Below are 21,830 nucleotides of genomic sequence, written 5' to 3' on the forward strand. Positions count from 1 at the left end.
TCCTTCCGCCGCTGGGCTCGGCACGTGACGCATAATGTCACGGATGTCTGCCCCCGCCCGTCCACGCCACAGCACTGTCGAGGACGGTGTGCTGCATGTGCGCACCGTCCGTGTGACGGACCCCGTTGATCTGGCGGCCCATGTGCCAGCCGACGCATCCGCGGTGTGGCTGCGACACGGGCAGGGCATGATCGCTCGTGGCGAGGCGTGGTCAGTATCCACAGCAGGCGCAGACCGTTTCGCACAGGCCTCTGCTGCCTTCCGTGAGCTGGCGGCGTGCGCTGTCGTACGCGATGAGGTGGGGCGGCGCACCAGTGGGCTCGTGGCGCTGGGCACGTTCTCCTATGCCGACTCCTCGCAGCGCCCGTCCACAATGCTGGTGCCGCAGGCCGTCCTCGGTGTCGAGGCGGGCGAGGCGTTTCTCACGGTGACCGCTGTTGGTGCTGAGCCCGAGCTGCCTGAGCACTGGCAGGATCTGTTCCCGGCCACGGCGCAGCCGGACTCCCTGCAGATCACCGTGGAGGCGGACCACACGCCGCTGGAGTACCAGAAGCTCGTGGCCGATGCGGTCGCCGCAGTCGCCGCGGGTGAAGCAGAGAAGGTGGTGCTGTCCGAGCGGTCGACTGTGACCGCGGAGACTGCGATCCAGCCGTCGGTACTTGCTGCCCGCCTCTCGCGGCTGTACCCGTCGTGCTGGGTGTACCGGATCGGGGATGTCGTCGGGGCGAGCCCGGAGATGCTCGCGCAGACGGAGGATGCGCGGGTCGATTCCCGTGTGCTGGCTGGTACGCGCCCGGTGGCCGACGGCGGCCAGCTAGAGGATGCCGATCGCGCGGCGTTCCACCGGGACCCCAAGGAGCGCTCCGAGCATGCCTTCGCCGTGGACTCCGTGGTGCAGCGTCTGGCGGGCGTGGCGGAGCGGATCGAGGCGTCCGCTGAGCCGTATGTGCTGCACCTGCCGGGGCTCGAGCATCTGGCCTCGGATGTGTCCGCTGTGCTGCGCCCGGGGGTGACGAGCCTGGACGTGGCGGCGCGGCTGCATCCCTCCGCTGCGGTCTCCGGTACGCCGCGCGAGCAGGCTGACGCGATCATTGCGCGGCTGGAGCCGCATGACCGCGGGGGTTACGCCTCCCCCGTCGGCTGGATGAACGCTGCGGGCGATGGCCAGTGGGCGATCGCTCTGCGCATGGCGCACCTGGTGGATGAGCACACGGTGCGGCTGCAGGCCGGTGGTGGCCTGGTGGCCGCCTCCGATCCGGTGTCTGAGCACGCTGAGGTGCTCGCGAAGACCCGTCCGATGCTGCGTGCGTTGCGGGGCGAGGATCCCGAGCATCTCCACGGCGCCTGAGACTCCGTCGCGGGGCGCGCGGCGCTCGACGTCGTGATTCAGGGACGTGTGCTGAGCGTGACCGTGAGGGAGGTCTCCTTGCCGTCGCGCAGCACAGTGACGGTGTGTTCGGAGCCGACGGGTAGGCCGCGCACGATGCCGGTCAGTCCTGCGGCGCCGTCCACCGGTACGTCGTCGACCGCGGTGACCAGATCGTCGGTCTGGAAGCCGGCGTCCTGCGCCGCGGAGTCGGGGACGACATCGACCACTTTCGCACCGGTGTAGGTGACGTCCCCGGATGTGGCTTGTGCATCCTGCGTGGTGACCCCGAGGAAGGCGTGCTGGACGCGGCCTGTGGAGACGAGCTGGTCGGCGATCATCGTGACGGTGTTCGAGGGGATCGCGAAGCCCAGGCCGATGCTGCCTGCGGACGACCCCTGTCCGGGCAGGGCTGCGATGGAGCTGTTGATGCCGATCACTTCACCGGCGGCGTTGACGAGCGGGCCACCGGAGTTGCCGGGGTTGATCGCCGCGTCGGTCTGCAGGGCGCTGGTGTAGGTGGTCTCGCTGGCGTCGCCGTCCTTGCCGCCGGCGGTGACGGGCCGGTCGACGGCGGAGATGATCCCGGTGGTGACTGTGTTGTCCAGACCGAGCGGGGTGCCGACGGCCATGACCGATTCGCCGACGCTCATCCTGGAGGAGTCCCCGAAGGTGAGCGGGGTGAGGTTCTTCGGCGGCTTGTCCAAGCGCAGAACGGCGATATCGGTGCTGGGGTCCGTGCCGATCACGGTGGCGCTGTAGGTGAGACCCGAGGTGAAGGTCACCTGCGCGGTCTTCGCACTGCCCACGACGTGGTTGTTCGTGACGATGGTGCCGTCCGTCGAGGACACCACGCCGGTTCCCTGGCTGGAGCTGTCGCCGTCCTGGACACGGATCGCGACGGTACCTGCCGAGACCTTCTGGGCGACGGCGGTCCAGTCCACGTTCTGCCGGGAGGCGACGGGCTGGATCGGCGGCTGATCAGATGCTGCGGTGGCGCTGGCCGTGGGCTGCTCGTGCTCTGCCGTGAGGGCGTCGTAGGTGAGGACGCCTCCGAGAGTCACACCGCTGGAGAGCACCATGCCCGCCGCCACCATCGCGGTGACGCCCAGCCAGCCGGGGCCACGGCGGCCCGGCTGCGGGGTCTCCAACGCCGTCGGCATGGTCGGGGTGCTCGCAGGCTGATCTGCGACGGGGTTCTGCGTCCAGCTGGTCTGCTGCGGTGCAGCTGACGCGGGTGAGGCAGCCGCCTGCGCCGCGGCGGGACGCTCAGCCGGGGCATCGTCAAAGGACCAGCTCGGCAGCAGTTGCGCCGGCTGGTCGGGGGCTGCCGGCGGCGACCAGGGGTCGCTGGGCGGTGTGGTCTGCGGATCGTGCTCGTTGTGCATGGGGCTCATCGCACACCAGGCGTGCGGGAGGACGGTGAGTCTGCGCTGGAAGATGCCTGCACGACGAGGATCTGGCGGCCGGTGTCGGTGGCTGCGAGGGCTGACGGAAGCTCGTTCGGGGTGATGCTGCGGGCGCGTGCGCCGCATGCGGCCGCGAGCTCAGCGATGCGGGCACCGTGGGGGGTGGTGAAGAAACGTTCGAGCAGGTCGGTGGGGGCCTGGGCATGTTCGAGACCGCTGAAGATGCGTCCACCGCCGTCGTCAACGACGATCACCTGCAGGTCTGGTTCCTGCTCGAGCGGGCCGATCAGCAGTCCGGTCGCATCGTGCAGGGCAGTGAGGTCGCCGAGGAGCACGCGGACGCGGCCGGTCTGATGCCGTAGAGCAAGACCGGTGGCCATCGACAGGGTGCCATCGATCCCAGCGAGGCCCCGGTTCGCGATCACGCGGGCACGGGTGGGCCCGGCGTGCTGGTCGAGGTCGCGCACGAGTGCGGAGGCGCCGAGCACGAGCAGGTCACCCGCCCCGCTCGCCTCCCACACGTCGAGGGCGGCGCGTGCCTGCCAGGTGAGTGCGGTGTGGTCCGGCATGGCGTGCTGCTGCGCAAGGGCGGTCCAGGCGTGCACGGCGTTTGCACGGTCACGGGCGGTATCCAGCGGCGCGGGCGTGGCTGCGGGCACCACGAGGGTGGCGCGACGCGCAGCGTCGTTCCAGCGCAGTGTCGGGTCCACCACGATCTGTTCAACGTCGTCGGCGCCGAGCAGGTCCCGCATCACGGCACGGGACAGCGTGGGGTGTCCCAGGGTGACTACGCGCTGCGGGCGCAGGGGATGCCCGGGCGTGGTCATCACCGTGTGCAGCGCTGCCGGGTAGCCGGGGATGAAGGTCGCACCGTGCCGAGCGCCGGAGCTTGGTTCGGCCAGCAGCGGCAGCGAAGCAGCGCGGGCAAACTCCGCGGCCTGCGGCCCTGCGCCGTCACCGGCGAGGACGACGGTGCGGGCGTCCACCGGGATCTCCACCGGGGCGGGTGATGCGGGCGGGGTTCGCCGCGTGAGGGTGATGCGCTGAGCATCGTCGGGGCCAACGCGCCCGCCCTGTGGCACGAGCGGGTCGCGGAAGCACAGGTTCAGGTGCGCTGGGCCGGGGTCTTCCCCGGTTGCGGCGGCCATGGCGCGGGCGGCGAGGTTCGTGGCCAGACGCAGTTCGACGTCGCTCGCCCGTGGGCCTGTCGGGGCGGGTACGTCCGCGTGGAAACGCACGAAGCGTGTGAACAGGTCCCGCTGGTCGGTGGTCTGGTTCGCGCCAGCACCGCGCAGCTCAGCTGGCCTGTCCGCGGTGAGCACCACGAGCGGGATGCGGGAGTGGTGCGCCTCCATCACGGCGGCGAGCAGGTGCGCGGTGGCGGTACCCGAGGTGGTGGCGACAGCGGCGGGACGGCACGGATCGTGGCGGGAGAGCCCAAGCGCGGTGAAGGCAGCTGCGCGCTCATCGATGCGCACATGTGCATCGAGACTGGTGGCGAGGTCCGGTGCAGCAAGCGCGTAGACGAGCGGGGCGGAGCGGGATCCGGGGGCCAGCACGATCGAACCGAGCCCGCACGCGGTGAGCGCACGCAGCAGCACGACGGCTTCGTCGACGGCGCCGGAACCGGTGGGGGCGGGCGTCGCGATGCGCAGCGGATCGTTCGAGGGCATGCGCTCAGGGTAGTGGTGGCGCGGTCACAGCTGCTCGGCGCAGGCCTCAAGACGCTGCTGCCAGCGCTGCTCGGTCTCGGGCGTGGCACGGTGGCGTTCCAGTAGGGCGGCATCCGCTGCCGGTCGGGTGACAGGCAGGGCGCCGTCTCGAGTGTGCAGCGGCTGGGTGACCAGGTCTGCGGTGAGCAGGGAGGCGGTGCCCAGTCCGCAGTCATGCGGCAGGTCCGGGAGGGCTGCGGCCAGGGCGAGCCCGGCACTGAGGCCGATGCTGGTCTCGAGCGCGGAGGAGACCACTACCGGTAACCCGGCCTGCTCGGCGAGTTCCAGGCAGCGGCGGATCCCGCCGAGCGGCTGTACCTTCATCACCAGCACATCCGCAGCGTCCGCTCGGGCGACCCGCAGGGGATCCTCGGCGCGTCGCACGGACTCATCGGCGGCGATCGGCACGTCGACGCGGCGTCGGACAGCGGCGAGCTCCTCGATGGTGGCGCAGGGCTGTTCGACGTATTCGAGGCCGCCCGCGGCGCGCTCCAGCTCGGTGATGGCATGCACGGCCTCGTCGACCTGCCAGGCGGCGTTCGCGTCGATGCGGATGCGGGCGTCTGGACCCATCGCGTCGCGCACCGCGGCGAGCCGTTCGGCGTCCTGCATGAGGGTGCTGCCGGGATCGGCCACTTTCACTTTCGCGGTCCGTGCGGAGCCGACGCGGGCGACCCGGTGGGCAAGCGCCGGGGCGACGACGGGGATGGTGACGTTCACGCGCACCACCTCGCGTACAAGCTCGGGACGCGGTGCGGTGGCGTCGGCGAGGGCGGACCGCAGCCAGGCGGCGGACTCCTGGGCGTCGTAGTCCCAGAACGGGGAGAACTCGGCCCAGCCGGCAGGCCCGTGCAGCAGCAGGCCCTCCCTCTCGGTGATCTGCCGGAAGCGTGCAGCCATCGGAATCGCGTAGGCGTGGATGGCGTCGATGCCCTGGTCACGGAGCACAGCGGGGATCTGCATGCCTCGAGGGTACGCGGGGCACCACCAGTCGATCGCGGTGACGCTCGCTCCTACGAAGCTGCACCGACGATGCCACAGAACCCCGGGGCTCCGCGCCCCCGGGCGTGGCGGAGGCGAGGGGAGTGCAGACGCGACCCACACCGTCTAGCTGGCACATCTATTGCACATACAAGAACGCAGAGGCACTATGGAGGGGTGGCGCTCCTGGATGACTTCGTCGTGGCCCTCGATCTTGCCGCGGGCAATTATGGGCTGGTGACGCGATCGCAGCTCGTGGCCGAGGGGCTCTCGTCGAGCTCGATTGCACGCCTGGCCGACAGGCGGCGTGCTCTTGTTCCGCTCGGGGGTGGCCTGTACGTCGTCCCCGCCCTGGAGGATCTGCGGTTCGGCCACATGCGGGCGGCGCTGCAACGCACGGATCCACAGCGGTGGCTCGAGCAGATCGCGGCCGATCCTCTCGGCGCGGACTCCGGGGTGCTGAGCCATCACGCCGCTGCCGAGCTGCACGGTGCTCCGGATCTCCCCGAGGAGGTCCACGTGACGGTCCCGCGCCGTCGGCGCCTCTCGCGGCTCATCGCCCACACTGCGCAGCTCGCCCCCGAGGACGTCGTCATCATCGAGGGCATGCCCGTAACGTCGGTGGAGCGCACGACCCATGACCTGGGACGCTGGCCGATGGACGGTGAGCATCGATCGCGGTGGGTCGAGTACGCCCTCGACGAGGGGCTGCTGACGCCCAGCACAGCGCGCGAGCTGCTGGGCCCCTCAGCCGAAGACACCCTGATGTACCTGCCCGGAGCAGCGTAAGGTGGCCTACTCGACCTCGCGTGGCCTGGCCAGCGCCATCCAGGAGAGCGCCCGGGGAGGCGGCGGGCAGAGCGCGATGACCGAATTCTTCGCCCAGCGCCTCATCGCCCGGCTCGCGACCGCCTACCCCGACCAGTGGATTCTCAAGGGCGGCCACGCGATGCTCGCCCGGCTCCCGGACGTCGCACGCACGACCCGGGACATCGACGCAGCCTTCGCTGCCTCTTCGCGGGAGACCGCGATCGCGGAGCTCGAGCAGGCGGCGCAGACCGCACCGGAGGATCCGGACTTCCTCGAGTTCGAGCTGGTGAAGTCCAAGCCTGGCCACGTCGAGGACCTCGCCTCCCTCTCCTTCCAGGCTCGGTTCGGCGGCAAGGTGCATGGGAACGTGAAGCTGGACGTGCAGGTCGTCCACGACCGCCAGGAGCTCGGAGAGCTGGTGCCACTGGGCCGAAGAGTGGACCCCCCGAAACAGGGAGGGTGGCCGGAGCGGGTCCGTGTGATCCCGGTGGCCGATCACATGGCGGAGAAGCTCGTCGCCCTCTACAGCGTCCACAACGGGCGTCCCTCGAGCCGGGAGCGCGACGTCGTCGACCTCGCACTTCTAGCCCACTACGCACCACCCGAGCCCGGTGCTCTTGAGCCGGCGCTTGACCGGGCGCTGTCCCGACCGACGGTGCCCTCGGCCACCGTCGAGCTCCCGCCGCGGTTCGTCGTCCCGGACCGACTCCGGCCAGCCTTCGAGCGCGATGCCCAGGGCCTGTCGTGGGAGACGTCGATGCGTGAGATCGCCGCGGTCACGGATCCAGCACTCCAAGGTCATGCGGGCCCGGGGCCTCGCAGCTCATCTGGCGCAGAACAGCCCACCGAGCCGGTGCGCAAGGCTGCCACCGGACCAGGTGAGGGGGACGCCGTCGAGGGTGCGCCCGGAGCCGTGTACGTGCGTCCACACACTCGCGGCGGTCACCAAGTACCTGGGTACTGGCGCGCAGCCCCGGGTGACAGCTCGGCCGAGCCGGACTGAGACCCCCATAGTTCTTCGCGGTCGCGTCGGCGTGTGATCGGCACGAGGGGGCACATCCGCCACGCGGTGATACATCCATCCAAGGTGTTTCATTGCGTGCATGAGGAGCGCGATCGTGGATCCAGCTGAGGAACTCGCGCGAGCACTGCATCGCCGAGGGGACCCGATGAGCGCCCGCGCGTTCCTCGAGGTGCTCCAGGAGGCTGCGGGAGGATCCTCGGCGCCCCTCACGGCGGGCGAGCGGAAGTTCCTGCTCAGCCACGCGGGGATGAGCGAGGAGGACCTGAGCGAGCAGGGTCGTGCGGCGCCCCGTCTGGAGCTCGCCCGCGACCGGTTCGCGCTCGATGCTGCGGCACTGGAGGGTGCGTTGTTAACGAGCGAGGTCGCTGCTCTCCTCGGGCGCGCCGAGGCCAACGTGCGCCGGTCCCGCCTCTCAGGCGATCTCTACGCACCGAACCCCGGTGATCCGGCTGGGCTGCAGTTCCCGCGCTGGCAGTTCACCTCTGCTGGGGGTGCGGTGCCGGGACTGCGCCGGATCATCCCCGCGTTCCCGGATACCCACCCGCTGGTGGTCGCCCGGTTCATGACACAGCCCCACGACGACCTGGACGGCATGAGCCCGGTCGAGTGGCTGGCTAGTGACGGCCCGGTGGACCCGGTCATGGCTCTGGTCGAGTACCTGGGGTACGTGTGAGCCGCTCGCTCCCGAAGGCTCCCCGCGCCCCGAAGGCCCCGCTGCGACTCGACCCGCATGACGTCATCGCCTGGTCGGCGCCGCTCTGGAGTATCCATGCGATCGCTGGAGCGCACCCGGTCGCCTGGAACGAGCTGCGCGCCTTCGGACCGGTCTCGACATGACGGTGGGATCCCCATCCGGAGCCGCGCCAGCTGCACAACGCGGCCGGGTCCCCATTCCGGGGGCTGACGCCAGCGGTCGCCTACACGGCGGCGAATCCCGACACCGCGTTCGTCGAGGTGTCCCAGAACGGCATCATCACCCTGTCCCCCGACCGAGCCCTGACCGCCTGGGAGCCCGGCGGGCCCCGTCATCGTCCTGTTCCCCGCAGCCAAACGCCACTTCCCGGCAGCGCCGGCATTCACACGGGGCCTGGACCACCCCGACGTCGCAACCCTCGCCCGCCGCGCGGGCCACCGATTCGACTGGCCCGTGCACCTGTAGTCCACGAGATACTCCGCGCTCGCGCGACGCTGATACACAGCACGTTCTGATCCTGCGCTACTTCCCCATGGTCGACGGGCAGGCACCGGTCACATCGCGGGTGGCGATGGACTCGATCCTCAGGGTGGCGACCCCGTGGACGGTGCGTGCGGGCAACGGGTTCTCCCCCTTATCCACGGTCCGCCGGCACCGGACACTCATTCTGTTGAGTCAAGCCGTATACAAACGCCGCGAGATACATGACGATGACAACCCCTGTGACCACCCAGGCAGCGGTCGCATGCCTCTCCCGCCCGCGCAGCGGAAGCCCATCGTCACCCCGAGTGGACCCCGACACATGCAAAATCTGGTCGATGACCCCCCAGAACCCCCCCCCGCCACACGTGACAAGCTTGACCACTCCCAAGACCGTGTGGCCTAGATAGAATCGATCAGCGCCACATAAGCCAAGGAAAAGCGCAAGAAGCCACGTCGCCACGAATGATTTCTGTGACACTCGGCCCGCAGCGCCGATCGAAGCGTCGGCGGGCGTCGATTGGTCATCCCGCGCACCGTACGAAGATCCGGCCGACGGATGCCCCCCGGTCTCTCCAGTCGGGGCCCGCCCGCCCCACTCTTCGGCAGGCTGACCTCCGTGCCCACAAGGCTCTTCTGCCTCGCCGCCGGAATGGTGCGAACGTCCTTCGGTCATCGTGACTCCCGAGGTCCAGGCCTACCAAGCACGCCCGCAGCATCAGGGGCGTAGCGCCGTCTCATGGATTGTTCCGTTCCCTGACGTCGCCTGTGCAAATATACCCATGCTACGTACATCGGGCAGCCCGGTTCTCTCTCATCGGCCACATTCATGAGATCGGAACAGCCCAAAGCCGAACGAGAAGAGTTTCTGCTGGCGCAGGGCCGAGGCACCCGCCGTCGATGCACCATCGTGGAACATGCACCGCTGCGGCATCTCGCATGCGCCACGGGACCGTACGGGGCGTCATCACCATAGGCGAGGCCGTCGTCGGCACCGGCGTTCTGTTCGCACAACGATGGGAAAACGCTATGAGTTCTGCTGTTCATCTGCGCGCTGTCACCGTGGACGATGCGCCCGCAGTGCTGGACGTTTTCTCATCGCATCCCGATATGGAGCGCCAGGGCCGCGTCACCACGCTCGCCGAAGCACAGGCCCTGACCGCGCGGCTGTGCGGTGACGGGCAGCGTGCTGTCGCGATCTGCAATGCCACAGATCATCTGCTCGGCGTCGTCGCGCTCACGATCGATGCCGAGAACCGCAACGCCTGGTTCTTCTACTGGTTGCACGCCGCGCACCGCGGACGTGGTCTCACCTCGCGGGCTGCAGCGACCGTCGCGGCTACCGTGGAGCCCATGACATCCTCCGCTCCCCTGCCCCGCCAGGTCTCCGATACCTTCGACCCGTCGCGCTGGCGCGACATCGACGAGCGAGAGCTGGGCGGCGCTGCCTTCACCGACATCACCTACCACCGTGCTGTCGAGCGCGATGACGCGGGCGCGATCGTGCGCGACCTGCCCTGCGTGCGCATCGCCTTCGACCGGCCCGAGGTGCGCAATGCGTTCCGGCCGCACACCGTGGATGAGCTGTACCGCGCCCTGGATCATGCCCGGTTGGACACCGGTGTGGGCGTGATCCTGCTGACCGGCAACGGCCCCTCCCCCAAGGACGGCGGCCACTCCTTCTGCTCCGGCGGTGACCAACGGATCCGCGGCCGTTCCGGCTACGAGTACGCCGAGGAGGAGGACTCAGCGACCGCCCGCGCCGGATCCGCAGGCCGTCTGCACATCCTCGAGGTGCAGCGGCTCATGCGCACCATGGGCAAGGTGACGATCGCCCTAGTGAATGGCTGGGCGGCAGGCGGGGGCCACTCCCTGCACGTCGTCGCGGATCTGTCCATCGCCTCCCGTGAGCACGCCCGTTTCAAGCAGACCGACGCGAACGTCGGTTCCTTCGACGGCGGCTACGGCTCCGCGTACCTCGCCAAGCAGGTGGGTCAGAAGCGGGCCCGCGAGATCTTCTTCCTTGCCGAGGAGTACTCCGCGCAGGACGCCTACGACTGGGGCGCCGTGAACCGGGTGGTGGATCACGCCGAGATCGAGAACGAGGGCCTGCGCATGGCCTCCGTCATCGCCACCAAGTCGCCGCAGGCGATCCGCATGTTGAAGTTCGCCTTCAACCTCGCTGACGACGGGCTCATGGGCCAGCAGGTTTTCGCCGGCGAAGCAACGCGCCTGGCGTACATGACGGACGAGGCCGTCGAGGGCCGCGACGCATTCCTGGGCAAGCGCGCCCCGGACTGGTCTCGCTTCCCCCATCCGCAGGGCTGAGTATGAGCACCGAGCACAGCCTCGCCCCTGGCGGCGACGTCACCCGACAGGGCAGCGTGGAGCGCCACAGAAGCATCAGCACCGAGGATCTCTCCTCACGATCCTGGCTGCGTCCGGCGCCCTATGACGCTTCCGCCGCCTCCCTCGCCGAGCATGTGCACGCGATCACGCAGGTGATGGGCGGTCAGGGCCGTCTCTGGCTGGGCCCGTTCGACCCTCCGCCGCAGGTGCCCGCCGCTGCTCGCGAGACGGCGCTGGTGGTGCCGACGTCGGGTTCCACCGGTCAGGCGAAGGCTGTGGCGCAGACCCGTCGGGCGCTGATCGCCTCCCACGATGCGACCGCCGCGCTGTTCGCTGCCGACGGCACGGCCGCGGAGACGGCAGGGCATGGCTTCTGGCTGCCGCTGCTACCGCCCACCCACATCGCCGGTATCCAGGTGATCGCCCGCGCCTGCCGCACCGCCCAGGTGCTCGGTCTGCGGGCCCCGGCGCTCCCGGATCCGCTGCCGGATCTGCGTAGACACTTTGACGCCGACGCCTTCGCTGATGTCGCCGAGCCTGCTCTCGCCCAGGCAGAAGCGGCGGGTCTACCAGCCTTCACTTCGCTTGTGCCGACGCAGCTCGCCCGGATCATCACGGGGACGAGCGGCGCCGATGCCCGGGCCCGCGGACTGCTGCGCCACTTCGCCGCTGTGCTCGTGGGTGGTGCAGCGATCGCGCCCGACGTGCTCGCGCGCGCTCGCGGTGCACGCATCGCCGTGCGCACCACCTATGGCTCCTCCGAGACCGCCGGCGGCTGCGTGTATGACCGCAGACCGCTGGACGGGGTGCGTCTGCGGATCGAGGATCCCGATGAGGAGGGGGCTGGCCGTCTGCTGATCTCCTCCCCCACCCTGGCGCTCGGTTATCTCACCGCTGACGGCGAACTGCTGGCAGCGGGCACGACGCACGAAGGCGCGCCGTGGCTGCGCACCTCCGATCTCGCGCGGCTCGAGAACGATCTGCTGACGGTGATCGGTCGCGCCGATGATGTGATCATCACCGGTGGCCGCAAAGTGCTGCCCCAGGACGTCGAGCGCGCGATCGACCGATCCCTCATGCTGCGCGACATCGTCACCGACGCCGTCGTCGTCGGTGTGCCGGATTCAGAATGGGGTGAGCGGATCGAAGCGCTCGTGGTCCTGTCACAGCTGGTCGAGCCGACGGAAGCGACCGCCCTGGTGCACTCCGCGCTGCGCACCAGCGAGGTACCCGGGTGGATGATCCCCAAACGGGTGCATGCGGTCAGCGAGCTGCCGCTGCTGGGGATCGGTAAGATCGATCGGTCCGCCGCACAGGCACTAGCTCAGGCGCGCGGCGCCCGGGACGGAACTGGCCCGGGCATGGTCTAACCCATCCCTGAAGGAGTTCCGTGGCCACCGTTGCGCAGTGGATCGAAGGGGCGCGGCCCCGTACCTGGCCGGCCGCTGTTGCTCCCGTCGCTGCCGGTACGGGCGCCGCAGTGCTCGATCTGCGGCTCACGCAGACGGGGATCGACGTGGGTCAGCTGCTGCTGCGCTCCGTGCTCGCATTGTTGGTCGCGCTCAGCCTGCAGATCGGCGTGAACTACGCCAACGACTATTCCGACGGGGTGCGCGGCACCGACGATGACCGGGTCGGCCCGTTCCGCCTGACCGGCTCCGGCGCCGCGAAGCCCGCAACAGTGAAGGCAGCGGCCTTCGCTGCGCTCGGCGCGGGTGGTGTGTTCGGTCTCGTGCTGATCGCCCTCGCGGGGATCTGGTGGACGCTCGCAGTGGGTGCCGCCGCCATTGCGGCAGCCTGGTTCTACACCGGCGGGAAGAAGCCGTACGGGTATCTGGGGCTTGGTGAGCTGTTCGTCTTCGTGTTCTTCGGGCTCGTGGCCGTCAACGGCACCGCGTATGCGATCACCGACCGCTTCACCTGGCCCGCCCTGCTGCTCTCGATCGCGATCGGCCTGCTGGCCTGCGCGATCATGCTGACCAACAACCTGCGGGACATCCCCACCGACGCCGCCAGCGGCAAGCACACCCTCGCGGTGCGGCTCGGGGACCGACGCACCCGCCGGCTGTTCACCGCGATGACGCTGCTGCCCTTCGCGCTGCTGGTGCCCATCGCGATCGTGCACTGGCCGGTGCTGCTGGGGTTCGGAGCGCTGCCGCTCGCGATCGGGCCGGTGCGCCGGGTGCTCTCCGGTGCGACAGGCCACGATCTGATCCCGGTGCTGGGGTCGACGGGGCGGCTCGAGCTGGTCTACGCGCTCCTGCTGACGGTGGGCCTCATCCTCTGAGCACCCCGGACTGCGCTCGCCGGGCTCTTTAGGTGTGCCTGATCCACTCAACGCCGGGCAGGGCTCACCGGGCTCGTCGAGCGTCTCTGTCCCGCTCAGCGCCGCACCGTGTGCTCGCCGGACTCGTCGTCTTTCGTTCTGGAGGTCAACGCACCGGAATCAGCCGGGGCGGAGTCAGTGTCCCCGGCAGCAGCGTCGTCGGAATCAGCGTCGACCAGGGCGTCCTCGTCGTCGGCGTCGGTGTCGCGCGCCGGCCCGCGACGCGCACGTCGGCGCTCATCGGCGGCACGCCAGCGTTGAGCGGCGGCGTCTCGCTGCCGATCCAGCAGCAGGATCGACACCAGCATCGCCAGGAACGCCGCGAGCACACCCGCCAGCAGCAGGCCCACCCCGGCGAGCGTGAGCAGCCACCAGATCACAACCCACAGAGCGAGCCTCATCAGGGCATACACGGCGAACTCACGCATGTGCACCAGGGTAGCCGCGTCGCCGTCGGCACCGTGACACCGCGGCTCCCAGGTGGGCAAGACCGCCAGTGGGACCATAGAGGGCATGACCGACGTCCCTGATCCGGCGCAGGCGCTGATGCACGCTGCCGATGCCGCCCGTGTCACGTCCTCGATCAGTGATGCCGCGCAGGCGGTGCGCTCCTTCATCGCGGAATACGAGTACGGGCTGCAAGAGGTCTCCACGAAGGTGGAGATCCTCCAGGACCAGTTCCTGCTGCGCGGTGGCCACAATCCGATCGAGCACGTGAAGACGCGCGTGAAGTCACCCGAATCCATCGTCGACAAGGCGCGGCGCCGCGGTGTGCGCCTTGAGCTGTCCGCGATCCGACAAGAGATCCGTGACATCGCTGGTATGCGGATCACCTGCCCCTATGTGAGTGACGCCTATCTGGTGGCCGATGCGCTACGACGCCAGCAGGACCTCGTCACGCTCCTGGTGAAGGACTACATCGCCCACCCGAAGCCGAACGGGTACCGCTCACTGCATCTGCACGTCTCGGTGCCGGTGTTCTTGCCGGACCAAACCATCCACGTGCCCGTGGAGGTGCAGATCCGCACCATCGCCATGGACTTCTGGGCCTCCACCGAGCACGAGCTGCGCTACAAGTTCGCCGGGGATATCCCGCCGGAGGTCTCGCGCACCCTGTCGGAGGTTGCCGCCACGGCCACAGCGCTCGATGCGCAGATGGCGCAGCTGCGGGACCTGGCCTTCGGCAGCGAGCAGAGTCCAGCCCCGTAGACTTCCCCCATGGCCCGCGTCGTTCCCGTCGTCCTGTCTATCGCCCTGACGGTATTCGCGCTCGCCGACTGCATCCAGACTGAGGATTCTCGCGTGCGCGGCATCCCGAAATGGGCGTGGATCATTCTTATCGTCCTGGTCCCCTGGGTGGGGCCGATCACGTGGCTGCTCGTCGGCAAGGAGCGGGGACGCGGCGGTTTCGGTGCTCCCCGCCCGCGTCCGGTACGGCGCGATGGCCCGCTGGCACCCGACGATGATCCTGAGTTCCTACGCCGGCTCGACGAAGACATCCAGCGTGAACGCCGCGAGCGCCAGCGTCAGCAGCGCCAGCGTGACCAGGAGCGCAATGATCGTGGGGACGGGGACCCGGGCGATGACGGTCGCACCCCGAACCCGTAAGACGCAGCCCGAATGCGGGCCCTGGACGGCCGACGGGCTCTGCAGAACTGTCACGGGTGAGACGGGGAACCCGGCGCCTGCAGGGAATGGCTCACAGACCGCTATAGGAGTGGAAGCCGTTGATCACGGTGTTGACCACCGTGTAGTTGAAGATCACGGCGACGAAGCCGATCAGCGCGATCCACGCGGCGCGGCTGCCGCGGAAGAACGCCGTGTTGCGGGCATGCAGGTAGGCGGCGTAGACGATCCAGATGACGAATGTCCACACTTCCTTCGCGTCCCAGCCCCAGAATCGGCCCCAGGCCTCTCGCGCCCAGATCGCACCGAAGATCAGCGTGAACGTCCAGCAGACGAAGCCGATCGCGTGGATACGGAAGCTGAGTGATTCGAGCTGACGCGAGGACGGCAGATGGTCCAGCACATGGCCGACACGGCCCCAGTGCGTCGGCGTCCCTGCCAGGAGTGCCCGCTCGTGGCGCGCCTGCACCAGCTGCAGCGACGCGATCACGGCGCCCAGGATCGACAGCGCCGTCGCTGCGACCGCCACTGAGATGTGGATGTACAGCCAATGGGAGTTGCGCAGGCTCGGCGTGAGCGCCGCCGCCGGCACGATCCACAGGGTCTGCGCGAGCAGCATCACCAGCAGCATCGGCGCCACCACGAACAAGCCCAGGCTGCGGGCGTCACGTCGACGAGCAGCGAACAGCAAGAACACGAGCATCACACCAGCCGCGCTGGTCATCGCGAACTCGTACATATTGGCCCACGGGGCGCGCTGCGTGGCCACACCGCGCATCACCACGCCGCTCGTGTGCAAAACACAAGCCACCACTGCCATCGTGAAGGCGAAGCGGCGCGGCGTCATACCCTGCCGCTCATCATTCACGCCGCCATCGACCTGATCGCGCCCGGGTGCTGCCGTGGTGGAGCGACCTGCCGGAGCATTGTCAGCCACCGGATCTGTCGGCAGGCTCGCGCTGTCCGTGGTGCCCGCGGAGGCAGTCGCGGGGGCTTCCGCAGCGGCGGAAACGCCGGCGCCTACCAGCTCACGGTCATGCTCACGCTCACGGGCCTCGAGGCGAGCATCGCCGCGGCGCTGCGAGATAAGAGTGATGTCCGCGCCGAAGCCGAACAGCGCGAGCACATACAGGGTGATCGCAAGCACGATCGTGAGGTTGGACACCTCGGCCAGCTGCTGGTTGATCACGAAAGATCTCCTCCAGGAGTCTCGGGGCGGCGGGGTGGGCCGCTCTGGTGGGAATCCGCGTCGGGGCGCGGCTGCACAGAGGCGTCGGCGTCGACCGGGTCCGTTCGCGGCACCAGGCGCTCGGCGAGGGCGTGCACGTCATCCTCGAGGGACGCGTCCTCACTGCGTGCCAATCCTGCCACCTCAAGCCGAGCACCGTCAGCGGTGGGGTGCACGCGCACCCACACGCGGCGCCGCGGCACGAACAGCGACAGGATCAGCCCGCCTGTGGCCACGAGGGCAGAGACCAGGATCCAGCGCTCGAAGGGGTTGTGTGCGACGTCGAATGCCGCGTAACGACGCACACCGTCGACGGCGATGGTCGTGCCGTCGGGCAGGGTGGTCTCCTGCCCGGGCCGCAGGTTGATCAGCGCCGGGGAACCGCTGTCGTCGGTGACGGGGCTGAGGGCTGTGATGTCGATTTCGTAGGCGTTCTGCGGGATACCGGAGTCCAGGCCCAGATCGCCGGTGTACACGGTGGCGGCGAGCTGCGGATCCAGCAGGTCCGGGAAGATCGAGTGAGGCCCCTTCTCGTCGATCCGCCCGGTGGGCAGGAAGAAGCCGACCATGGCGAGCTGCTCGGGCTGTGCGTCGGGGGCTTTGAGCACTGCCTGCGAGGTGTAGCCGCGGTCCCCCGTCGGCACGGTGATCAGGGGGCCTTCGGCGACGACGGCGCCGCTGGGATCCGTGATGGTGATCTCCGGGGCGTACCCGTTGCCGAGCAGGAACAGGTCCGCGCCCGGCACGCTCAGGGGTTTGTTCACCTGGACTGTCTGGGAGTACGGCGCGCGGTCAGGGGTCGTGATCTCGACGTCGGCCTCGAAGCTGCGCGGCTCACCAATGGTGTGGGATCCGGGCGTGGCGTCGTACTCGGCACGGAAGTCCGTGAGGGTGAGGTGGAAGTCCGGCAGGTCCGCCTGATCGAACCAGGGGCCGGGCCGGAAGGAATCGTAGCGGGCCAGCGAATTGGAGAATCCTTCGCCCTCCACCACGGTGATCTGGCCGCGGTACTGGGTCAGGTGCCCTCCGGCGAGGCAGATGAGCACGGCCACCAGTCCGATGTGGAACAGCAGGTTGCCGGTCTCTCGCAGATGGCCGCGCTCGGCGCTGACCGATCGCGAGCGGGGTTCATCCCGGATCACAGTGCGGTAGCGGGTACGGCGCAGTTGCGTGCGCGCAACCTCCACCAGCGCATCCGGGTCAGCGCCTGGAATGTCGATCTCGCGGTGGCCCACAAAGCGCGTCAGGCGCGACGGCGTGCGCGGCGGTTCGGAGCGCAGCTGCTTCACGTGCGTGCCGATACGCGGCACGATGCAGCCGATCAGGGAGATGAACAGCAGCAAATAGATCGCGGAGAACCACGGCGAGGTGAACACCTCGAAGAAGCCCAGCGCATCGAGGATCTCTCCCCAGCGACCGTTTTCTGCCAGGAACTGTTCGGTCAGGGCGGGGTTCACGCCGCGCTGGGGGTACAGCGATCCGGGAATCGCGGCGACGGCCAGCAGCATCAGCAGGATGAGGGCGGTCTGCATGCTGGTCAGCTGCCGCCACAGGTACAGGGCGAGGCCGCGCGGGCCGAGCGCGGGAGCCTGGGTTCGGCCAGTGCGCGCCATGGTCACACCACCGGTTCGAATCCGGAGATCATCACGCTCAGGCGACCCATCCAGTCGGACCATAGCCCGGTGATCAGCAGCACGCCGATGCCGATCAGGAGCGCGCCGGAGAGGATGCCGATGGTGCGGCGGTGCTCGGCGAGCAGGCGGCTGAGCCGCAGGGCTCGCTCGAACAGCAGGGCGAACAGCACGAACGGCAGCCCCAGCCCCAGTGAATAGGCAAGAGAGAGGATGGCGCCGCGCAGGGCCGCGCCACCGTCGGCGCCGGCGTCGAGGCTGAGCGCGAGGATCGCGGCGTAGGTGGGGCCGATACACGGAGTCCAGCTGAGCCCGAACACCATGCCCATCAGCGGGGCACCCAGCAGTCCAGCGTCGGGCCGGCGAGATGAGCCGCGCGGCATGCTCAGTGCAGGCACGAGCCCCAGGAACACCAGCCCCATGAGGATCACGACGGCGCCGGCGATGCGATTGACCCACACCATGTGGGTCTGCAGCAGGTATCCGACTGTGCCGGCGAATCCGCCGAGGATCATGAACACCACGGTGAAGCCGGCGATGAACAAGGCGGCGCCCAGCACCATCCGGCCCTGTTCACTGCCGCGGGTCGCGGAGGAGACACGGGCGAATCTGCTGCCGCTGCCCCGTCGGCTGCTGCGGGCCGACGGGCCGGCCCCTGCAGCCACGACAGCACTCTGCCCGCCGAGCCCGGAGACGTACCCGAGATATCCAGGCACCACCGGCAGGACGCACGGCGAGAGAAAGGCGACCAGGCCGGCTGCGGCGGCCACCGCCATGGCCAGCAACAGCGAACCGGACAGGGCGGTGGCCTGGAAGGCCTCGGCGATGTCAGCGATCATCGCTGCTCCGCCAACACGGAATCGACCATGGTGCGCAGCACGGAGGGGTCGATCGCTCCGGAGATGCGGGCGGCCACGCGTCCTTCATGGTCCAGCACGAGGGTGGAGGGCACCGCGTTGGGCGCTACCTGGCCGCGCAAGGCGTACATGATCTGTGCGTCGGCATCGGGCAGTGAGGGATAGGTGATGCTGTAGGTCTTCTCGAAGGCCTGCGCGGGCCCGGCCGCATCACGCACGTTCACGCCGACGAACTGCACCCCGTCGGGCTCTGTCTGCTCATGAACCGCCTGCAGATCGGGAGCCTCTTTGCGACAGGGCGGACAGGAGGCGTACCAGACGTTGATGACGAGCACGTTGCCGCGAACATCGGCGGTCGAGAACTCCTCACCGTCGAAGGTGGTGCCGGAGAACTCGATCGGCTCGCCGCGATCGGCGGGTGGGATCTCCGTCGTGACACCGTCACCGCTGACGTAGCCGGCGTCGCCCTGATACCGGTCCGAGGTATCGGAGTCGCCGCATGCGGCGAGCGCCGCGCTCGCAGGCAGGGCCAGGGTTGCACCGAGCAGGGCACGCCGACGAACCGCGCGGGGCTGGTAGCCAGATGCGGGGCTCGCGGCGGGACTCATGTGAGCCTCCCGCCGGTGGCGTCGACCGTTCCGGCCAGAAGCGTAGCGGCAGGCTCGGCGTAGGGGATGCCAGCCAGGTGCGGGCCGACGAACCGCAGGCTGGTCACGGAGCACAACGAGCACTGGCGTCGCCGAGGGTCATGCCACAGGGGACGACGTTCTGCGCTGCGGCGGGTCACCCAGATGGGCAGCTGGTGCAGTACGAGCACGGCCTCGCGCCCCTCAGCTTCTGCGCGTGCCTCGTGCACGGCGGCGGTAACGCGGCGCACCTGCTCGACGTACGGTTCACCCCAGGAGGGACGGAAGGGATTCGCGAACCAGCGCCAGTTGCGTGGATCGGTCAGACGTGCCTGGCCGTGGCCCATGCGGTGGCCTTCGAAGTGGTTGAGCGCTTCGGTCAGCCGCTGGTCGTGGCTCACGGGGAGGGTGTGCACGGCAGCGATGGGGGCAGCGGTCTGTTGGGCGCGCAGCAGCGGGGAGGAGCGCACGAGGGCGATGTCAGCCTCGGCGAGGTGATCGGCCACCAGGCGCGCCATGGCCTGGCCGCGCTCGGTCAGGCGGTATCCGGGAAGACGGCCGTAAAGGATCTTCCCGGGGTTGTGCACCTCGCCGTGGCGCACGAGGTGAACGATGGTGGTGGTCATGGCGTGTTGTGTCCTCCCGGGGGCTGAGCCGCCTCACGGTACCAATCGAACCTCCATGGACGCCGAGTGCACGCCGTGATCAGCAGCAGATGTCAGCAGTCGGGGTCAGCCTCTGGGGTCGGCGGAGGTGCCGGTTCGGATCCCTCGGGGACGATATCGGCCATGAGGTCGCCGAGCTGGAGAAAGCGCTCCCGACCCAGGCGGTCCAACAGGAGACTGCGCACGGACTGCACATGCGCGGGGGCGGCACGGCGCAGCAGGTTCATGCCCGCCGGGGTCATGCGGGCTATGCGGCCACGACCGTCGGCGGCGCAGCGCTGACGCTCGACCAGGCCGCGTTTCTCAAGGCGACCCACCGTATGCGTGAGGCGGGAACGGGAGTGGACCACGGCATCGGCGAGCAGGGACATGCGCACAGCGTTCCCGTCGGCTTCCGAGAGGCGCACGAGGATCTCATATTCAGCGAGCGTGAGGTCGACCTCCGGGTCGCTCTCCAGGGTGCGTGAGAGCTCCTCGAGCAGGAGGTAGGTCGTGAAGAGGTACGTGCGCCACGCCACCTGCTCCTCGGCATCCAGCCAACGAGTCACGCCATTGGCGTCCTCACGGCTGGGGGTGGCGTGTCCCGTATCAGTGGTGCTGTTGTGGTCCTTGTCCTGCATTGCCTCTTCCACTCTGCGCTCGTGCGTGCTCGTGTGACCGAGCCGCTTGCATGATCCACCAGAATTAGTTTAGATTTCAAGCGTCAGGGCCGTGTCGCACCAGAACGGCCCGCCGATCACGAAGGAGCATCCTATGACTGCCCTACCCGAAGGCCTCACCCCCGGAACCTGGACCCTCGACGCCACCCACACCGCCGCTGCCTTCAGCGTGCGTCACGCCGGTATCTCCACGACGCGCGGCCAGTTCACCGATGTCGAGGGCACCCTCACCGTCGGCGACTCCCTGGAGAGTCTGCATTTCGAGGCGGTGCTGAAGACCGACTCGATCTCCACCGCGAATACGGATCGGGACAATCACCTCAAGAGCGCGGAGTTCTTCGACGCCGCGACCTACCCCGAGATCCGCTTCGTCTCCACCAAGGTCACCGGCGACACGCTGACAGGTGAGCTCACCATCCGCGACGTCACCCGCGAGGTCGAGCTCGACTTCAGCTACGAGGGCGCTGCCAGCGACCCGTTCGGTACGTACCGCGCCGGCTTCACCGGCCAGACCACGATCTCCCGCAAGGACTTCGGACTGACCTGGAACGCAGCCCTGGAGGCCGGCGGCGTGCTGGTGGCCGACAACGTCGCGATCTCCATCGAGGCGGAGTTCACCGCCCCGACAGCCGCCTGAGCATCTCGCTCACCACGAGCTGGGAACGGGTCGGTCGCCGCGAGGTGGCCGGCCCGTTCGGCTACCGTTGCGACCATGGCGACCACGGCAGAGCACCCACGGATCCCTGCGCCCTCCGCGGACGACGTGCGCGTCGTCTACCTCACGCGAAGCGGCTGCCACCTGTGCGATGAGGCACTGCCCGTGGTGCGCGCGGAGGCAGACAGGGTGGGAAGCGCCGTGGATGTCCTGGACATCGACGCCGATCCTGAGCTGCGCTCGGACTGGGATCACGACGTGCCTGTGGTGATCATCGATGGGCGCGTGCATGCGCGGTACCGCGTGGAGGCCGCGCAGCTGCGGGCTGCGCTCAAGCTCCCGTGGTGGAAGAAGCTTCTGCGTCGCTGAAGCACCGGTGCTCGCCGCTGAGGTACCTGCACTCGCCTGCCACTCCAGCCGGGCCCGCTCTGCGCATCGGCTCCGCGTGTCATGTCGGCCCACACGACAACGGCCCCGGACCGAGGTCCGGGGCCGTGAACGTCTCAGGGCGTCACTTCTTGTTGCGACGCTGGTGACGGGTCTTGCGCAGCAGCTTGCGGTGCTTCTTCTTGGACATCCGCTTGCGGCGCTTCTTGATGACAGAGCCCATGGGTCCCTCAGTTCTGCAGGCAGTGGCCTGCGGGTGGTGGATGCAGTCGATGCAGGTATGCGCGGCCCGCGGATGCTTCGCGCCCGATGCGCGCTCGCGGTCCGGCGCCACGATCAGCGCAA

At 69.0% G+C, this 21,830-nt stretch carries 24 protein-coding genes; 12 read left to right on the plus strand and 12 right to left on the minus strand.

The annotated features are described in order from the left end of the window. The first annotated feature begins 43 nt into the window (after positions 1 to 43). Positions 44 to 1,348: an isochorismate synthase gene (locus C8271_RS11590; protein ID WP_245921118.1), complete on the plus strand. Its 1,305-nt coding sequence runs from the start codon at positions 44 to 46 to the stop codon at positions 1,346 to 1,348. A gap of 38 nt (positions 1,349 to 1,386) precedes the next feature. On the opposite strand, the gene C8271_RS11595 is transcribed toward C8271_RS11590, so the two are convergent. From C8271_RS11595 to C8271_RS11605, 3 genes are read right to left on the minus strand one after another with little or no spacing between them, the layout of a single operon-like run. Next, positions 1,387 to 2,754 carry a S1C family serine protease gene (locus C8271_RS11595; protein ID WP_245921119.1) on the minus strand — a complete coding sequence of 456 codons (1,368 nt, stop codon included), beginning with the start codon at positions 2,752 to 2,754 and terminating at the stop codon, positions 1,387 to 1,389. Positions 2,755 to 2,759: 5 nt separating this feature from the next. After that, entirely contained in the window at positions 2,760 to 4,448 is a 1,689-nt protein-coding gene (gene menD / locus C8271_RS11600; protein WP_106507423.1) for a 2-succinyl-5-enolpyruvyl-6-hydroxy-3-cyclohexene-1-carboxylic-acid synthase, read from the minus strand. Between the two features lie 24 nt (positions 4,449 to 4,472). After that, positions 4,473 to 5,450: an o-succinylbenzoate synthase gene (locus C8271_RS11605; RefSeq protein ID WP_106507424.1), complete on the minus strand. Its 978-nt coding sequence runs from the start codon at positions 5,448 to 5,450 to the stop codon at positions 4,473 to 4,475. 195 nt (positions 5,451 to 5,645) lie between these two features. On the opposite strand from C8271_RS11605, the gene C8271_RS11610 reads away from it, so the two are divergent. From C8271_RS11610 to C8271_RS13890, 4 genes are all read left to right on the plus strand, one after another. After that, the gene (locus C8271_RS11610; protein ID WP_106507425.1) at positions 5,646 to 6,257 is read left to right on the plus strand and encodes a type IV toxin-antitoxin system AbiEi family antitoxin domain-containing protein; all 612 of its coding nucleotides are present in this window, start codon (positions 5,646 to 5,648) and stop codon (positions 6,255 to 6,257) included. Between the two features lies 1 nt (position 6,258). Then, complete coding sequence (locus C8271_RS11615) at positions 6,259 to 7,281, plus strand: nucleotidyl transferase AbiEii/AbiGii toxin family protein (protein ID WP_106507426.1); 1,023 nt, start codon at positions 6,259 to 6,261, stop codon at positions 7,279 to 7,281. A gap of 100 nt (positions 7,282 to 7,381) precedes the next feature. Continuing rightward, positions 7,382 to 7,975 carry a hypothetical protein gene (locus C8271_RS11620; RefSeq protein WP_138774568.1) on the plus strand — a complete coding sequence of 198 codons (594 nt, stop codon included), beginning with the start codon at positions 7,382 to 7,384 and terminating at the stop codon, positions 7,973 to 7,975. Beyond that, positions 7,972 to 8,139, plus strand: coding sequence for a hypothetical protein (locus C8271_RS13890; RefSeq protein ID WP_170957879.1), 168 nt, complete (start codon positions 7,972 to 7,974; stop codon positions 8,137 to 8,139). The genes C8271_RS11620 and C8271_RS13890 overlap by 4 nt, the downstream gene beginning before the upstream one ends. A 491-nt stretch (positions 8,140 to 8,630) precedes the next feature. On the opposite strand, the gene C8271_RS14520 is transcribed toward C8271_RS13890, so the two are convergent. Further along, a complete protein-coding gene (locus C8271_RS14520) occupies positions 8,631 to 9,152 on the minus strand; it encodes a TM2 domain-containing protein (protein ID WP_106507428.1) in 522 nt (173 codons plus the stop codon). Positions 9,153 to 9,505: 353 nt separating this feature from the next. Here C8271_RS14520 and C8271_RS11630 point away from each other — a divergent pair, with 353 nt between their 5' ends. Genes C8271_RS11630 through C8271_RS11640 form a run of 3 tightly spaced genes read left to right on the plus strand, consistent with a single transcriptional unit; the run spans position 9,506 to position 13,112 of the window. After that, positions 9,506 to 10,804 carry a 1,4-dihydroxy-2-naphthoyl-CoA synthase gene (locus C8271_RS11630; protein ID WP_106508048.1) on the plus strand — a complete coding sequence of 433 codons (1,299 nt, stop codon included), beginning with the start codon at positions 9,506 to 9,508 and terminating at the stop codon, positions 10,802 to 10,804. Positions 10,805 to 10,806: 2 nt separating this feature from the next. Continuing rightward, on the plus strand, positions 10,807 to 12,195 hold the full coding sequence (locus tag C8271_RS11635; RefSeq protein WP_106507429.1) for an AMP-binding protein: 1,389 nt from the start codon (positions 10,807 to 10,809) through the stop codon (positions 12,193 to 12,195). Between the two features lie 20 nt (positions 12,196 to 12,215). Further along, a complete protein-coding gene (locus C8271_RS11640) occupies positions 12,216 to 13,112 on the plus strand; it encodes a 1,4-dihydroxy-2-naphthoate polyprenyltransferase (RefSeq protein ID WP_106507430.1) in 897 nt (298 codons plus the stop codon). A 95-nt stretch (positions 13,113 to 13,207) separates the two neighbouring features. Here C8271_RS11640 and C8271_RS11645 read toward each other — a convergent pair whose 3' ends face one another. Further along, positions 13,208 to 13,579: a DUF4229 domain-containing protein gene (locus tag C8271_RS11645; RefSeq protein WP_106508049.1), complete on the minus strand. Its 372-nt coding sequence runs from the start codon at positions 13,577 to 13,579 to the stop codon at positions 13,208 to 13,210. Positions 13,580 to 13,664: 85 nt separating this feature from the next. On the opposite strand from C8271_RS11645, the gene C8271_RS11650 reads away from it, so the two are divergent. Together C8271_RS11650 and C8271_RS11655 are read left to right on the plus strand one after the other, a co-directional pair. Further along, a complete protein-coding gene (locus C8271_RS11650; protein ID WP_106507431.1) occupies positions 13,665 to 14,360 on the plus strand; it encodes a GTP pyrophosphokinase in 696 nt (231 codons plus the stop codon). A gap of 9 nt (positions 14,361 to 14,369) precedes the next feature. Then, entirely contained in the window at positions 14,370 to 14,759 is a 390-nt protein-coding gene (locus C8271_RS11655; RefSeq protein WP_106507432.1) for a PLD nuclease N-terminal domain-containing protein, read from the plus strand. 91 nt (positions 14,760 to 14,850) lie between these two features. Here the strand turns inward: C8271_RS11655 and ccsB are convergent, their stop codons facing one another. From ccsB to C8271_RS11685, 6 genes are all read right to left on the minus strand, one after another. Further along, on the minus strand, positions 14,851 to 15,966 hold the full coding sequence (ccsB, locus tag C8271_RS11660) for a c-type cytochrome biogenesis protein CcsB (RefSeq protein WP_106507433.1): 1,116 nt from the start codon (positions 15,964 to 15,966) through the stop codon (positions 14,851 to 14,853). Continuing rightward, complete coding sequence (gene resB / locus C8271_RS11665) at positions 15,963 to 17,618, minus strand: cytochrome c biogenesis protein ResB (protein WP_106507434.1); 1,656 nt, start codon at positions 17,616 to 17,618, stop codon at positions 15,963 to 15,965. Before resB ends, ccsB begins: the two co-directional genes overlap by 4 nt. A 2-nt stretch (positions 17,619 to 17,620) precedes the next feature. Further along, a complete protein-coding gene (locus C8271_RS11670; protein WP_106507435.1) occupies positions 17,621 to 18,475 on the minus strand; it encodes a cytochrome c biogenesis CcdA family protein in 855 nt (284 codons plus the stop codon). Beyond that, a complete protein-coding gene (locus tag C8271_RS11675; protein WP_106507436.1) occupies positions 18,472 to 19,101 on the minus strand; it encodes a TlpA family protein disulfide reductase in 630 nt (209 codons plus the stop codon). Before C8271_RS11675 ends, C8271_RS11670 begins: the two co-directional genes overlap by 4 nt. Beyond that, positions 19,098 to 19,745 (minus strand): histidine phosphatase family protein, encoded by a 648-nt coding sequence (locus C8271_RS11680; RefSeq protein ID WP_106507437.1) that lies wholly within the window; start codon positions 19,743 to 19,745, stop codon positions 19,098 to 19,100. The genes C8271_RS11675 and C8271_RS11680 overlap by 4 nt, the downstream gene beginning before the upstream one ends. 92 nt (positions 19,746 to 19,837) lie before the next feature. Further along, entirely contained in the window at positions 19,838 to 20,404 is a 567-nt protein-coding gene (locus tag C8271_RS11685; protein ID WP_106507438.1) for a MarR family winged helix-turn-helix transcriptional regulator, read from the minus strand. Positions 20,405 to 20,537: 133 nt separating this feature from the next. On the opposite strand from C8271_RS11685, the gene C8271_RS11690 reads away from it, so the two are divergent. Next, positions 20,538 to 21,080 (plus strand): YceI family protein, encoded by a 543-nt coding sequence (locus tag C8271_RS11690; RefSeq protein ID WP_106507439.1) that lies wholly within the window; start codon positions 20,538 to 20,540, stop codon positions 21,078 to 21,080. A gap of 75 nt (positions 21,081 to 21,155) precedes the next feature. Further along, positions 21,156 to 21,467 (plus strand): glutaredoxin family protein, encoded by a 312-nt coding sequence (locus C8271_RS11695; protein ID WP_106507440.1) that lies wholly within the window; start codon positions 21,156 to 21,158, stop codon positions 21,465 to 21,467. Between the two features lie 142 nt (positions 21,468 to 21,609). Here C8271_RS11695 and C8271_RS11700 read toward each other — a convergent pair whose 3' ends face one another. Continuing rightward, positions 21,610 to 21,708, minus strand: coding sequence for a 30S ribosomal protein bS22 (locus C8271_RS11700; protein ID WP_005504750.1), 99 nt, complete (start codon positions 21,706 to 21,708; stop codon positions 21,610 to 21,612). Between the last annotated feature and the right edge of the window lie 122 nt (positions 21,709 to 21,830).

This window comes from Brachybacterium timonense, assembly GCF_900258505.1.
Taxonomy (GTDB): Bacteria; Actinomycetota; Actinomycetes; order Actinomycetales; family Dermabacteraceae; genus Brachybacterium; species Brachybacterium timonense.